The organism is Symplocastrum torsivum (assembly GCF_059505465.1).
Window position 1 is genome coordinate 95,465 of sequence record NZ_JCACKQ010000125.1, and the last position, 13,738, is coordinate 109,202.

Genomic DNA, 13,738 nt, shown 5'->3' on the forward strand with positions numbered 1-13,738 from the left:
GTTCGAGGAGTGATGTCCATCGCACCTGATACAAGAGCATTAGGGACAATAGACAAACTAGCCTTGTGATACTGTACCTATAGTAGGCTTGGATAAAGTCAATAGGCTTCACCCGATTGCTTCACCCAACCGGGTGAGTTTGCTTGCGTAGGGAGAAGGCACAGTTACTCTTGATTCCCGGAAGCGATTGCCTGTTAGACGGATGAGAGGAGCGATCGCATCTACTCAGCCACGACAATTACAACCTCTCGCTATCCCTAAAGAAGCTGTATCGCTAAAATTAGAAAGCTAACAGCTACAAGCTTGAGAGCGAATGGCAAACGACGACTGGCTGGAAATTGGTACTATTGTTGCTCCTCAAGGTTTACGAGGAGAGTTGCGGGTCTATCCAAATTCTGATTTTCCTGAACGGTTTGAAGAACCTGGACAGCGCTGGTTACAACGCCCTGGTGAGACGGAACCTCAACCAATAGAGTTACTACAGGGGCGTTTTGTTCCTGGAAAAAAGATATACGTGGTGCAGCTAGCGGGGGTGGAAACCCGTGAACAAGCAGAAGCACTGCGGGATTCTCGCCTCCTGGTTCCCGAAAGCGATCGCCCAGAACTGGGAGACGATGAATATCATGTGATGGACTTGCTGAATCTAGAAGTCTTCAATCAGTTAACCGGTGAAGCCATAGGTGTCGTTATCGATATAATCCCAGCAGGTAACGACCTTCTCGAAGTAAAACTCCACCAGCAACCGGAACCGAAAGCCGAAAAGCCAGAAGCCCCAATCCCTACCAGAACCAGTAAGATACGCAAACCTAAGCGAAAAGTTCCACCCAAGCCAGCAACAGTATTGATTCCTTTTGTAAAAGCGATCGCACCCGTTGTAGACCTTGAGAGTCGTCGGATTGAGATTACACCACCAGAAGGTTTGCTAGAAATTAATGACGATTAAGTCACATTTTGGAGAGTAAAAAATTGTGGAATGGACTCCTGAAGCTGAAGCTAAATTAAAAGAAATTCCCTTCTTTGTACGTCCTGCTGCTCGTCGTAAGATTGAACAGTTTGCTCAAGAAGCTGGACAAACTACCATTACTTTAGAAGTTTACGAACAAGCCAAAGCTAAGTTTGGGTAGAGGATCGCAACTGAGAATTTAGAGCTTTATATAGCATCAAAGCAAGGGCGCACACCCGTGCGCCCCTACCCAAAAATAAATACAGTACCAAAGGAAATTACTGGAAATCTCCTATTTTCAAGCTGGCACTTAAGGCTTGGCAGGTAGTTTAGGCATCACTCATTACCCAATTAACAAGAGTACGCACTGGGTAGCCAGTAGCACCAGCAGGATTGCAGCCCTCATCTTTATCTGCCCAAACGGGACCCGCGATATCTAAGTGCGCCCAAGGTGTCTCTTTCACAAACTGCTTCAAGAAGAGGGCAGCCGTAATTGAACCTCCAGGACGAGGACCCGTATTTTTCATGTCGGCAATTGGCGACTTCAAGCCCTCGAAGTATTTCTCCTCCATCGGCATTTGCCAAAACTTTTCCCCAGCCGCTTCTGAAGCAGTTTTGAGTTGAGAGGCTAGAGTCTCATTGGCTGTCCACAGTCCGCCAATATCATTACCTAAAGCAATGATGCAAGCACCCGTCAGTGTTGCTAAATCTACGATCGCATCTACTTCCAGTTTCTCGGCAAACACCAGTGCATCTGCTAGAGTTAGCCGTCCTTCAGCGTCCGTGTTGTTAACTTCAATCGTCTTACCATTGGAGGCTGTGAGAACATCACCGGGACGCATTGCATGACCACTAATCATGTTCTCCGTCACCGCGCTGACGAAGTGAACCTCAACATCCGGCTTGATTTGTCCAATCGCTTTCGCGGCACCTAAGGTTGCTGCTGCACCCCCCATATCCATCTTCATCGTCTCGATGCCACTACCAGCGCCTTTGATATTCAAGCCGCCAGAGTCGAAGGTTAAACCCTTGCCAACAATCGCTACTTTACGCTTCGGTGTGCCATCGGGTTTGTAGGTTAGATGAATAAACTTGGGAGGCAAATCTGAGGCTTGAGCAACACCGAGGAAAGCACCCATTCCTAACTTTTCACAGTCTTCCCGTTCTAAGATTTCCAGGGCAAGACCATGTTCAGACGCGATCGCTTCTGCTGTCTCTGCCATACTAACGGGTGTCACTGCATTTGCCGGGGCAGCGACCAATTCCCGTGCCAGAATTACACCTGTAGAAATCGCTTGCGCTTTGGTAATCGCTGCTTCCTGACCACGCAGTCCCAGCAAATCAACCTGTTCTAGTTTTGCGCCTTTGTCTTCCGGTTCAGACTTGAAGCGATTATCCTGGTGCAGCGCTAGAATAATACCTTCAGTAATCGCTTGAGCTGTGTCTGTTGGATTATCATTCGCTACTGGTAAGCTAATTCCTAGCGTTTTGCTTTTTTGCTGTTTTGCGCTCCGAGCGATCGCCGCTGCCGCACGACGCAAGCTATCTAAACTAAAAAAATCTGGTTTACCCAGTCCAACCAGTATAATTTTACGAATTGAGCTACCGGAACCCACTCGCGTTACAGCACTACTGCCAGCACTCCCTTTAAACTCTGATTCCTCAATCAGTTCTTTGAGCGTACCAGCTAGCTTCTCATCCAACTGGGCTAAATCGCCACTTAGATCAACACCATCTTCAAATAATCCCACCGCTAGGGCATCGCCAGTCCAGTCTAACCGTGGTGTATCCGTTGCTCGAATTTCCATCCCTATCATCATTTATATGAGTACCTGATCATCAGTATTGCTCGGAAAAACAAAAAAGACCCTTAGTTACTAGATTCAAAGCACAAAGAACTCTTGAGCAAGGCAACTTTTGTGGATAATTAATGTCTTTGGTAAGGTTGTACTGCCTAGCCCTATCAAGGTGTTAGGTAGTAGGTGGTAGGTTTTAGGGAAAATCTAGCTCAAGACTTGGGAAGATTAGGACTTCGGGGAAATTTTAACTCCAAGACTTGTCGCTTCCCCTACGACCTAACACCTACAACCTGCCACCTCTACACAGATTAGGTTGTACTGCCCTATCCCCAATCGGGCAAAGGACGTTACTATGTTGCAAGTTTTGCTTCCATTGCTTTAGTTCAAGCAGAACATTTCTCAGTTAACGCTCAAATCAAAAAAGCAAAATAAAGAAAGGTTGTGCCAGTGTTGGGTAAACGAGGATTAATGCTAAAGGGACGGACAATTAAAATTCCTGTGGCGGTAGGAGTAGGGCTGCTGCTGTGCGGGCTACTTAGCTCATCGCTGATAGCACTGAGACTGACGGGTTTACTAGATCGATGGATTGATAATGAACAAACCGTTAATCCATTAAGCCTGACTAAGGAAGAGGCAAAATCGGCAGTACTACCACTGGTATCTCTGCCACCTCAAGCTAGGGTATCTCAGCTAGAAGCGATCGCCTCTGGCTCCAAGTCACTCGATCAGCATCGCGCCCGTTATCTCCTCGCGTCTGACTTGATTCAACTGCGTCAAGGTCAAAAGGCGCTGACTTGGCTAGAAGGACTAGATTCGGAGTATCCGGCTTTAGCATCCCAAATCGCTGTAAAACGTGCCCAAGCTTACGAAGTAACAGGGGATACAGCAAAAGCCCAGGCAACTTGGAAAGATATCCTGAAAAATCACCCCGATCAGCCAGTAGCGGCTGAAGCGCTGTATGCTTTGGGGAAAGCGAATCCTGAATATTGGAAACAGGCGATCGCAAAATTTCCCGCACACCCCCGCACCCAAGAAATCATTCGTCAACGCCTCAGCAAGAATCCCAAACAGCCAGCTCTGTTGTTGCTCTTAGCGAAGCATAATCCAGAAGCCAAGGGCATGGGGGCTGTACGCGATCGCTTAGTTGACCAATTTGCCTCCCAACTCAAACCAGAAGACTGGCAAGCGATCGCCTTTGGCTACTGGGAAACTCAGGAGTATGGTAAAGCAGCAAAAGCTTACGCCCTTTCTCCTCTCACTCCTCGCAATGCTTATCGAGTTGGTCGAGGGTATCAACTCACGGGAAAACGGGCAGAAGCCAGAATTGGTTACCAAAAGCTAATTAGCCAATTTCCGGATGCAAAAGAAACAGGGCTTGGCTTGAGGCGTCTTGCTAGCCTTTCACCCTCAGAAGATGCACTCAAATACCTTGATTTGGTCATCAGCAAGTTTCCTGATGAAGCGGCTGAAGCGTTGTTTGCCAAAGCTGACATTCTGGATGCATTGGGAAGCGATACTTCTGCCGCTCAAGCTCGTCAGTCGGTAATGTCGCAATATCCCAGTTCCAATGCAGCGGCTAATTATCGCTGGAAGGTAGCTGAGAAAAAAGCAGCAGAAGGAAAGTTACAAGAAGCATGGCAATGGGCACAACCGATTACTACCCAAAGCCCTGATAGTGATTTGGCACCTGAAGCTGCATTTTGGGTGGGGCGATGGGCAGCACAACTCGGACGCCAGCAAGAAGCAAAAGCCGCGTTTGAGCATGTGTTAGCTCGGTATCCAGAGTCTTACTATGCATGGCGTTCTGCTCGATTTTTGGGGTGGGATGTCGGAGACTTTGATACCGTGCGTGATATGGTGCCAAACTTTGCAGCACCGCAAGTACGAGCAGTACCCCCCGCAGGTTCGACAACGTTAAAAGAACTTTACCAGTTAGGTCAAAACAATGATGCTTGGGCACTCTGGCAGGCGGAACTAGAGAACCGACAAGAGCCAACAGTTGCGGAGCAGTTTACTGATGGTTTAATGCGGTTGGGGGTAAGTGACAATCTGGTAGGTATTAATAAAGTCTGGTACCTGAGCTTACGAGACACCCCCGAAGAGCGATCGCAATGGCAAACACTGCGTCGAGCACCAGAATACTGGCACGCTCTTTTCCCCTTCCCCTTTTTGGAACCCATTACCACCTGGTCACAACAACGCCAGCTCAACCCCTTACTCGTAACTGCTCTCATTCGCCAAGAGTCTCGGTTTGAACCCAAAATCCGTTCTGTTGCAGGGGCAACTGGTTTGATGCAGGTGATGCCAGGAACTGGCAGTTGGATTGCCAACAAAATCGATCTAGAGCAATACAACCTAGAAAATCCCGACGATAACATCAAGCTTGGTACTTGGTTTTTGGACTATACCCACGGGGAGTACAAGAACAACTCACTATTGGCAGTTGCGAGTTACAATGCTGGTCCTGGTAATGTGTCTAAGTGGGTTACAAAATACGGGTTCACTGACCCAGATGCCTTTATTGAACTGATTCCCTTCCCGGAAACCAAAGGCTATGTTGAGTCAGTATTTGGTAATTATTGGAATTATCTGCGGCTCTATAATCCAGAAATTTCCCAGATGTTAGCCAAGTATGCGACTACTGAGCCAGTTGTCCCAGGCAAATGAAGACTGCTCAATCGTGAGATTTTTCTGAACCCTGTTGGTTAAGGGAGGAGAGTTTGTTCCCCCAACATCTTGCGTCTGTCCGATTATCCGCCAGGGATTCAAGTCCCTGGCTAACAGATTAAGTCCACTTAAGTTGACTCAGGATTCAATCATTGCTAAAACAAGGCTCTAGTCAAGTCCAACTTACTAGTGCAGCGCGGCGGAAATAACTATCCAGTTGGACATTGGCTAAAAGGCTTACTGTAAAAGCAATATTGCTTCTGCATAAGAGCCTCCTATCTTCTGCCTTCTTGCACTAGTGTCCCCATCACGCGATAGGTACAATAGTTAGCGAGTCCCGAACCTAACCAAACTGATGACGCCTTCTGAAGTAGAGACTGCATCCCAGCTAAATTCAGATACCCTGGACACCGAAGACATCAACGAATTGCCTGATGATGTCGAGATGTCGCTATTCGACCACCTAGAGGAGTTGCGACAGCGGATTTTCTATGCGCTGATTGCCGTGGTTGTGTGCGTTGCTGGCTGCTTTTTAGGGGTTAAGCCAATTGTCCGGTTGCTGGAAGTTCCCGCGCAGGGAGTCAAGTTTCTACAACTAGCTCCGGGAGAATACTTTTTTGTCTCCATAAAAGTAGCTGGCTATAGTGGCTTATTGGTTGCTAGTCCGTTTATCCTCTACCAAATTATCCAGTTTGTTTTACCAGGACTGACTCGCCGCGAACGACGTTTAGTTGCACCTGTGGTTTTGGGTTCAAGCATTCTATTTTTCGTTGGCTTGGCATTTGCCTATATTGCTTTGGTTCCTGCGGCATTGAACTTCTTTATTAGTTATGGAGCAGATGTTGTTGAGCAGTTGTGGTCAATTGATAAGTATTTTGAGTTTGTCTTGCTATTAATGTTTAGTACTGGCTTGGCATTCCAAATTCCAATTATTCAGCTTCTTCTAGGCTTTTTAGGAATTGTTTCTTCCCAGCAAATGCTATCAGGTTGGCGTTTTGTAATTATTGGCGCAACTGTTTTAGGTGCCGTACTAACACCCTCAACTGACCCCTTGACACAAAGTTTACTAGCTGGTGCTGTACTTGCACTTTATTTTGGTGGTATTGGTATGGTTAAAGTCTTAGGGAAATAATATAAGTCAATCCGCTCTCTTTTTGAGACTGGCTAGAAGCTCATAACTATAGAGAAGGACGTTACAGGGTTGAGCGATCGCCAAACAGATGTCATCGTAATTGGTAGTGGGATTGGGGGTTTAAGCTGTGCAGCACTTCTAGCACGGTACGGCTTTGAGGTAACTGTCTGCGAGAGCCATTCCATCCCTGGCGGTGCGGCACACGCTTTTGAACGCAACGGATTTAAGTTTGATTCAGGCCCATCGCTCTACTCAGGTTTATCGTATAGCCCCTCTGCCAACCCCCTCCGACAAGTGTTGGACGCTATTGGCGAGAAACTGCCGTGTGTGAACTACGATACATGGGGTTGCTGTCTGCCGGAAGGGGATTTTGATACATCGGTTGGTGCCGAGCAATTTTGTGAAGTTCTATCAAAGTTCGGTGGCAATGAAGCTATTGCTGAATGGCTCAAGCTTCAGCGCGTGATGGAACCCTTAGCGAGTGCTGCTGTTGCCATTCCGCCTGCTGCAATGCGCTTGGATCTGGGTGCGGCGCTTACGGTGGGTCGATTTGCCCCGTCTTTAGTACGGCATACTCCTAATATTTCTAAGCTAACGGGTTCGTTCAGCCGGATTATGGACGGCGTTATCTTTGACCCATTTACGCGCAACTGGCTTAATTTGCTGTCTTTCCTCCTCTCTGGACTGCCAGCCGATGGTACGAGTGCGGCGGAGATGGCGTTTATGTTTGCAGACTGGTATCGACCCGGTGTTGTACTGGATTATCCAGTGGGTGGTGGTGGCGCTCTTGTTGATGCACTGGTGCAGGGACTCAAGCGACATGGTGGTGAACTTCTGCTTGGCACTCATGTCGAGGAAGTGTTGGTAGAAGGGAATCGCGCAGTTGGTGTGCGTCTGCGAGGTGGCAAAGAAATGCGATCGCGTCGAGCTGTTGTGTCAAATGCTTCGGTTTGGGATACGCTCAAGCTACTGCCAGAAGGAGCAGTTCCCAAACGATTTCGAGCAAAGCGACAGGCGACACCTGAGTGTGACAGCTTCATGCACCTCCACCTCGGTATTGAGGCAAAAGGACTACCCCCAAACCTGGCTTGTCATTATATTGTGGTTAACGATTGGGAAAAGGGCGTGACAGCTCCGCAGAATGTTGTGCTGGTGTCAATTCCGTCACTTCTCGACCCATCTCTTGCCCCATCTGGAAAGCACGTCATTCATGTCTATACACCGGGAAATGAACCATATGACCTCTGGCAGGGAATGGATCGTCGGAGTGAAGAGTATGCGCGACAAAAGCAGGTGCGTGCAGAAGTGATGTGGCAAGCTTTGGAGCGAATCATTCCGGATGTGCGATCGCGTTGTGATGTCACCCTAGTTGGTACACCACTCACACACGAGCGGTATCTCCGACGCTACCGAGGGTCATATGGGCTAGCAATTCGAGCTGGAGAGGGATTTTTTCCAGGTTCAGGTACACCTTTACCAGGACTGCTATGCTGCGGAGATTCAACCTTTCCTGGAATTGGTCTACCTGCTGTTGCTGCTAGTGGGATGATTGCCGCAAATACGCTTGCACCCGTGCAAAAGCATCTCGAAATGCTTAAAGATATTGGGTGCCTTGCATAGCAGTTGAATTGTCAGACCCCCCTATCTGCCTGATTTAGGGCTACTCTAGAGGGTTCTGTCCCATGAGACTTGATAAACTATTAAGTACGGAACCTGGAGGTCAAAGAGTTATGCTTAAAGACTCCCTATTTATTAGCGCATCCCCTGAAATTATGGGCGGCACGCCAGTTTTTACTGGTACTAGAGTTCCTGTGCAGACACTTCTGGACTATCTCAAAGCGGGAGAGTCAATCGGATGCCGGGATTGACGGTTAAAGACCTGGAAAAATTACAAGTGCAGCATCCGGACTATCGGATGGAGTTGGTGAGTGGGGAGATTATTGTCATGAGTCCGTCAGGGTATGAATCCGATGAAGTCGCTGCTGAGATTATCGCTCAGTTGCGTAATTGGGTCAGACCTCGTAGGTTAGGGCGAGTGACTGCATCCAATGCTGGATTTATTCTTCCGAATACCGATAAGGACGTGCGTGCGCCTGATGCGTCGTTTGTACGAGCAGAGCGATTGCGGCGAACCACAGGAGACTATGCTCAGTTAGTCCCTGATTTGATGTTTGAGGTCAAGTCTAAAACTGACTCCTTATCTAAGTTGCGTCAGAAGATTCAGGAGTTTTTAGCTTTAGGAACACAGGTTGGGGTTTTAGTTGACCCGCGAAGTCGGACGATGGAGGTTTATCGTCTGGGTGTGGAGAAAGTACTTTTACGGGATGGGGATGTACTTACAGTGTCGGAACTGCTACCGGGATGGGAGATGGCAGTGGCTGAGGTTTGGGCACCAGAGTTTGATTAGGTATCGATGGTATCAAACTCTTCAGAATCAGTATCACCTGCAGCCACCGAACTTTTTGCAATCCCTCGAAGCCGAGACAGGTTTCCCCGTTGCGAGATTGGGTGAGTTTCCCGTTTTAGCGACTCTAAAAGAGTTTGCACTAACTGAAGCGCGATCGATAATAGGCAATTGCAACGCCTGCTTTTGCAATTCCTGTAGTGTCATTCCCAGTTAATCAAAGAAATCTCCTGTGTCTAGCAATGCTCCACATCTTGCACAAACCAAATGCCAAGAGAGACCGCCACCAAACTGGGAATGAGACCAACGCCCTTCGTTGTCACTGAAAACATGCCCCTCTACACTAGTGCAAGGGGATGAAGCGTCTCTGTTCATTCGTAAGCGGCTTTCAAATAGATCGAATTCATCTGGCGGAATATCTTTAAGTTCTATTCTCTCTAATGCCTTATAAGGATCTATGTGGTAGTAGACGCTGTCTTTGTTAAAAATGAGAAGGTCTTCATGAGGATTTCGCTCGTCTTTGTTACTCGAAAAATCTTTGATGTTCTCTGTTACAAAATGAAACTCAACATTGTTCTTAATTGCTTCTGTTTCTTTAACCCATTTCTCGAATTGAAGATAAATCACAGTATCTGCAACTGAGTTTTTGTTCTTGTGGCAGGGAGCTTGTTTTTTAATAGCAATTTGAGAAGCATTGATTAATATTTCAGCAGAACTAGGCAATTTTGTAGTATTTATATTGTCAAAAATGCTTTCAATTATGCCTAGAGCATTTACACCTTTCTTAGCAGATGAATCGATATTATCATTAGCTTTATTTAAAAGAGCTAAAAAAGCTGAGCGTTCAGAAATATCAAGATAATCTTGAATTTTTTTAGCATTTTTAATGTGATTTTTTAATGGACTAGTGTCTTTGCCAACAATACTATCTTTATGACGACTGTACTCTTCAACAGTCACATCAGAAAGCAATATTTTCAACTTGTTTTGGTTAAGACCAGATAGGATACTCTTCAAAAGAGGACGTGATTCTGGTTTGGCAGCTAGAGTTAACCAAATACACGTATCGAAGAGAAGATATTGCATGATTCTAGGGAATACTTTAACTCTATTGGACTAATTGCATAACATACCTTGCAGATAACCTTTGAATACTGCCCGACCGAGAGACGAAGCAGAGCAACTATTAATAGTTTTACCGCATCTACCGATCGCGTTCTTTACCTACTTCGATAGCTGCTGCACAATGCGGTATGTTCTGGTGCAGCCAACCCTTCTTGCAACGCAGCTAACACTACCCCCATATTCCCAACCAATAGGTCATCGGCAACCAACCACAAGCCTGGAAACACTTAACTATGATCATATCGGCTATATCCTCTCTAACCAGCTTGATCCGTTCCAGTACAGCGACTTGTCGTGCAGCATTAGTACATTTGCTTACTCGGATAGTGTTGCCAAAAATTCCTCTGGCATTATTGCCGGAACTGAAGAAGTTACAAAATCAGATGTATTTCGCGTCACAATCATTTCTAAACCTGCAACATTCGCCGCAGCACTCGTCACAGCGTCCTCAAAATCTGCCATAGAACTTTGCAATGCTTGCCGAATTACTTCGTCCGTTACGCTGGCAACTTGAATACGCTGTAATAACCTCGACAGCAGTTCCCGTGCTGCTTCACTACCAATTTGACGGCGTAAGATGTAGAAAATATTGGTTACTGCATGACCTGAAACATACCCCTGTACTTGTTCCTGCGTCACTGTATTTAATGCTTGTGCAGAAGCAATCACAAACGGTTGGCGTTGCGCTAAAACATCCAGCAATACATCGCTATCAAACAGCACCCGCTTCAACTATATTTCTCCTCTAGATAATCCACATAGGATTCTGTTGAATAGTCTGTATGTAGCTGAATCGAACCGATTAGGCTTTGAGTCCAAGGGTCGAGATTAGTCAAAGGTTGTATCGTTGAACTTGGTGAAATAGATGACAACGTTTCTTTTTCGATTGATGCCAACACGGATTGAACTAAACGCCAGCGATCGCTAATTGGCAATTGCAATGCCTGCTTTTGTAATTCCTGCAATGTCATTAGCATTCTCTCCCTTGAAGCTCTCTCTACTAATTGTATTTGTGACGGTGCCTGAGCCGATTACTCCAACACTACGGATTTCGGACTGATTTCAAACTGCAATTGTGAGCGATAGAAACAAATATCAAACTCCATAAAGAAGTTAACTTGCCCTAAAATGAGTGGTACATTTGTAGCCTGCGTCCATGCAAACACGAGTTGGACAGGCTCAAACTGCCCAACGACAGCTTGAACAAGCACGACACTCGCCTCATACTGAGCCAAATTTCCCGTCAAACTTAATGCTGTTGTTTGTTGTTCCCATACATACCCAAGCTCAATTCCTACTGAATACGGAAGCACATTCACGCTTGCTCCGGTGTCCAATAAACCAGATGCTGCAACAGAACTTTGTTGATAAGCCAAAGTGAGAGGCAAGAATGGACGAAAACTGGCTTCGCCCAATGCAACATCACTAGGGATAAAAGGATACCGTTGAGCGTTACGCATGGTCTTGAGTTTTAGCAGCTTGTAGCACTTTTAACATCGTATCGGCTGCTTCAACCGCGTCATAGGGCGACCACACTGGATAAGATTGATCAGGCTTAATCAGCTCGGTTTCTTGTTGGGCTAGTTCCGAGATTAAAACTTGCATGACATAGAATTTATCTGCGCGGCTAAGCCCTCGCAATGTCGAGATTAGTTCTGATGAAACCATGTGATTTGATTAGGTAACAGCATTTGAATTGTTATACCGCTCTATCTGCCTAATTTAGAGCTACTCTAGAGGGTTCTGTCCCATGAGACTTGATAAACTATTGAGTACGGAACCCGGAGGTCAAAGACTTATGCTTAAAGACTCCCTAATTATTAGCGCATCTCCTGAGATTATGGGCGGCACCCCAGTTTTTACGGGTACTAGAGTTCCTGTGCAGACGCTTTTGGACTATCTCAAAGCAGGAGAATCGATTGACGATTTTTTAGATGGGTTTCCTACTGTGACCAGAGAGCAGGTCATCGCCTTACTGGAATCTTGTCTAGTGTTATCTGAAGGTTAACTCATTGTACTTTTGCCCAAAAATAGCCAAATCAACCAAACGATGTAATGAATCGTGACAATCGCCCAAAATACAGCCTGATAGGACTTCTTACTACTTTTGTGTCGCAGTCTTCGCTGGGCTACAAATCCACCCAACCATCCACCCGCAAGTTCACACAGATGCAGTGTCTTCTCTGGCGTTCTCCAGGCCCGTCGGTTAGCACGAGACTTGTCATCAGCGTATAGGGCAAAGGTCAGTAGACTCATCGCAGGATAAAGAATGAGTGGAAGCGGATTGGAAGTCGTCCAAGCAAAATGAATCGCCCCAACTAAAGGCAGAATCGACAACAGCAACACCTCCAACACTGGAAACGGAGATGTGGATGCAGCGTTAGATGTAGCTTTGTTATTCAAAGATGACGCGGTTGGCTTGCTTCTTGCGCCTAAAATGAAGGCGTTGCAAGCGCTAAGTTTGCCATCTTGACCAGCTACGGCATGGTAGTAGATTGTATCGCCTACTTGTGGACGACGAGTCGCGTCTTTGAGTTCAGATATGTGCAGAAAAATTTCTTGACTTCCATCAACGGGTTGAATGAAGCCAAATCCGCGATCATCTTTCCATTTTGTGAGTTGTCCTCTGCGTATACCAAGCTTCATAAAGCAGTTCTAGACCATGAACTTTGTCATCCACTAACAAATCTCAAGTACCGTCACAACCAGAGGATTAAGCAGTCCAACTAATTATCCAACCACACAGGGTGATCTAATCACCATACCAATGATGTTATGCCGCACCCACCGTTCTAACTCCCTTGTTGGAAATGCTTTATTGATAAATTGATAAGTGCAATTTAACACACCCAAATTTTGTAATACTACCGAATAAAGCAGTCTAACACTGCTAAGAAGATAGTTTTACCGCATCTACCGATCGCGTTCTTTACCTACTTCGATAGCTGCTGCAAAAATGCGGTATGTTCTGGTGCCGTAGATATGGAATGAAGTTTCAAGCAGAAACAGTTAGTTTTTGAGGGCTTGGGATGCTTGAGTAGCGGAGTGATTCCCACGTTCCTTGGAGAGTTGGTCGATGGTGTCTCCAATAACTGTGGTTAAACTTTTGCGGGTTTGGGCGTGGTTAGTTTGCTCGGTTTTCAAGGCATCGAGAAGGCGATCGCGTTCTCCCATGATGTCTTTGAGCTTTGTCCGCAATTCCTCAACGGTCTGCATCTTCGCTAGTTCCTGCTCAATGGCTGATGCCGATTCTGGGTCATCGGCTTTCGGGCGCGAACTCTCCCCTTGCAGTTGCCGTAGTTCGGCTTTGAGGGTTTCGACCTGTTGTTGGGCAAGCCGTGCTTCTGTTCGGCGCTGCTGTGCTTCAGTATTGTATAGTTGACGCCAGTTATCTGCACTTTCGTAAGCTGTATCGCGATCGCTAATCGTCTCAGCTAGTTGCTGCTTCAGTGCTTTGATTTGCGCTAACCACTGCGTGACATCGTTGCTCATCAACCAGTGTTCCTCTCTTAATTGCTGTCAAATACTGCCTTGTGTAGATCGCATGACTGACCACTTACATAGGTCAATTGTCCATAAATTTGGCACAGTAATTCGTAAGATCAATATCAAGTTCGATTAGTTACTTCATTGGGTGGATCGGGGTGCTTTGCTAGTGGTGGCGTAAT

The 13,738-nt window shown here is 46.4% G+C and carries 16 protein-coding genes; 8 read left to right on the top strand and 8 right to left on the bottom strand.

Annotated features, from left to right (window positions below):
• Positions 1-313: 313 nt before the first annotated feature.
• A complete protein-coding gene (gene rimM / locus AC5JL3_RS30960; protein WP_496078099.1) occupies positions 314-943 on the top strand; it encodes a ribosome maturation factor RimM in 630 nt (209 codons plus the stop codon).
• 25 nt (positions 944-968) lie between these two features.
• Positions 969-1,124: a PCP reductase family protein gene (locus tag AC5JL3_RS30965; RefSeq protein WP_496078100.1), complete on the top strand. Its 156-nt coding sequence runs from the start codon at positions 969-971 to the stop codon at positions 1,122-1,124.
• Positions 1,125-1,272: 148 nt separating this feature from the next.
• On the opposite strand, the gene AC5JL3_RS30970 is transcribed toward AC5JL3_RS30965, so the two are convergent.
• Positions 1,273-2,751, bottom strand: a complete 1,479-nt coding sequence (locus AC5JL3_RS30970; protein WP_496078179.1) for a leucyl aminopeptidase — start codon at positions 2,749-2,751, stop codon at positions 1,273-1,275.
• Positions 2,752-3,183: 432 nt separating this feature from the next.
• On the opposite strand from AC5JL3_RS30970, the gene AC5JL3_RS30975 reads away from it, so the two are divergent.
• The 5 genes from AC5JL3_RS30975 (at position 3,184) to AC5JL3_RS30995 (ending at position 8,948) form a co-directional block, all read left to right on the top strand.
• The gene (locus AC5JL3_RS30975; RefSeq protein ID WP_496078101.1) at positions 3,184-5,409 is read left to right on the top strand and encodes a lytic transglycosylase domain-containing protein; all 2,226 of its coding nucleotides are present in this window, start codon (positions 3,184-3,186) and stop codon (positions 5,407-5,409) included.
• A 355-nt stretch (positions 5,410-5,764) separates the two neighbouring features.
• Positions 5,765-6,541 (top strand): twin-arginine translocase subunit TatC, encoded by a 777-nt coding sequence (tatC, locus tag AC5JL3_RS30980; RefSeq protein WP_496078102.1) that lies wholly within the window; start codon positions 5,765-5,767, stop codon positions 6,539-6,541.
• A gap of 69 nt (positions 6,542-6,610) precedes the next feature.
• A complete protein-coding gene (locus AC5JL3_RS30985) occupies positions 6,611-8,161 on the top strand; it encodes a phytoene desaturase family protein (RefSeq protein WP_496078103.1) in 1,551 nt (516 codons plus the stop codon).
• A gap of 110 nt (positions 8,162-8,271) precedes the next feature.
• Positions 8,272-8,409, top strand: coding sequence for a DUF433 domain-containing protein (locus AC5JL3_RS30990; protein WP_496078104.1), 138 nt, complete (start codon positions 8,272-8,274; stop codon positions 8,407-8,409).
• Positions 8,397-8,948, top strand: coding sequence for a Uma2 family endonuclease (locus tag AC5JL3_RS30995; RefSeq protein WP_496078105.1), 552 nt, complete (start codon positions 8,397-8,399; stop codon positions 8,946-8,948). Before AC5JL3_RS30990 ends, AC5JL3_RS30995 begins: the two co-directional genes overlap by 13 nt.
• 210 nt (positions 8,949-9,158) lie before the next feature.
• On the opposite strand, the gene AC5JL3_RS31000 is transcribed toward AC5JL3_RS30995, so the two are convergent.
• The 5 genes from AC5JL3_RS31000 to AC5JL3_RS31020 all read right to left on the bottom strand — a co-directional run bounded on the left by AC5JL3_RS31000 (position 9,159) and on the right by AC5JL3_RS31020 (position 11,738).
• A complete protein-coding gene (locus AC5JL3_RS31000) occupies positions 9,159-10,031 on the bottom strand; it encodes a PIN domain-containing protein (RefSeq protein WP_496078106.1) in 873 nt (290 codons plus the stop codon).
• A 354-nt stretch (positions 10,032-10,385) separates the two neighbouring features.
• A complete protein-coding gene (locus AC5JL3_RS31005) occupies positions 10,386-10,793 on the bottom strand; it encodes a PIN domain-containing protein (RefSeq protein WP_496078180.1) in 408 nt (135 codons plus the stop codon).
• 5 nt (positions 10,794-10,798) lie between these two features.
• Complete coding sequence (locus AC5JL3_RS31010) at positions 10,799-11,041, bottom strand: hypothetical protein (protein ID WP_496078107.1); 243 nt, start codon at positions 11,039-11,041, stop codon at positions 10,799-10,801.
• Positions 11,042-11,101: 60 nt separating this feature from the next.
• A complete protein-coding gene (locus AC5JL3_RS31015) occupies positions 11,102-11,530 on the bottom strand; it encodes an aspartyl protease family protein (protein WP_496078108.1) in 429 nt (142 codons plus the stop codon).
• On the bottom strand, positions 11,523-11,738 hold the full coding sequence (locus AC5JL3_RS31020; protein WP_496078109.1) for a hypothetical protein: 216 nt from the start codon (positions 11,736-11,738) through the stop codon (positions 11,523-11,525). Before AC5JL3_RS31020 ends, AC5JL3_RS31015 begins: the two co-directional genes overlap by 8 nt.
• A 130-nt stretch (positions 11,739-11,868) precedes the next feature.
• Between AC5JL3_RS31020 and AC5JL3_RS31025 the strand changes: the two genes are divergently transcribed.
• Positions 11,869-12,078 (top strand): DUF433 domain-containing protein, encoded by a 210-nt coding sequence (locus AC5JL3_RS31025; RefSeq protein WP_496078110.1) that lies wholly within the window; start codon positions 11,869-11,871, stop codon positions 12,076-12,078.
• Here AC5JL3_RS31025 and AC5JL3_RS31030 read toward each other — a convergent pair.
• Both AC5JL3_RS31030 and AC5JL3_RS31035 read right to left on the bottom strand, forming a co-directional pair.
• Positions 12,075-12,716: a DUF1294 domain-containing protein gene (locus tag AC5JL3_RS31030; RefSeq protein ID WP_496078111.1), complete on the bottom strand. Its 642-nt coding sequence runs from the start codon at positions 12,714-12,716 to the stop codon at positions 12,075-12,077. The genes AC5JL3_RS31025 and AC5JL3_RS31030 overlap by 4 nt on opposite strands.
• Positions 12,717-13,079: 363 nt before the next feature.
• A complete protein-coding gene (locus AC5JL3_RS31035; RefSeq protein ID WP_496078112.1) occupies positions 13,080-13,562 on the bottom strand; it encodes a hypothetical protein in 483 nt (160 codons plus the stop codon).
• Positions 13,563-13,738 lie beyond the last annotated feature (176 nt).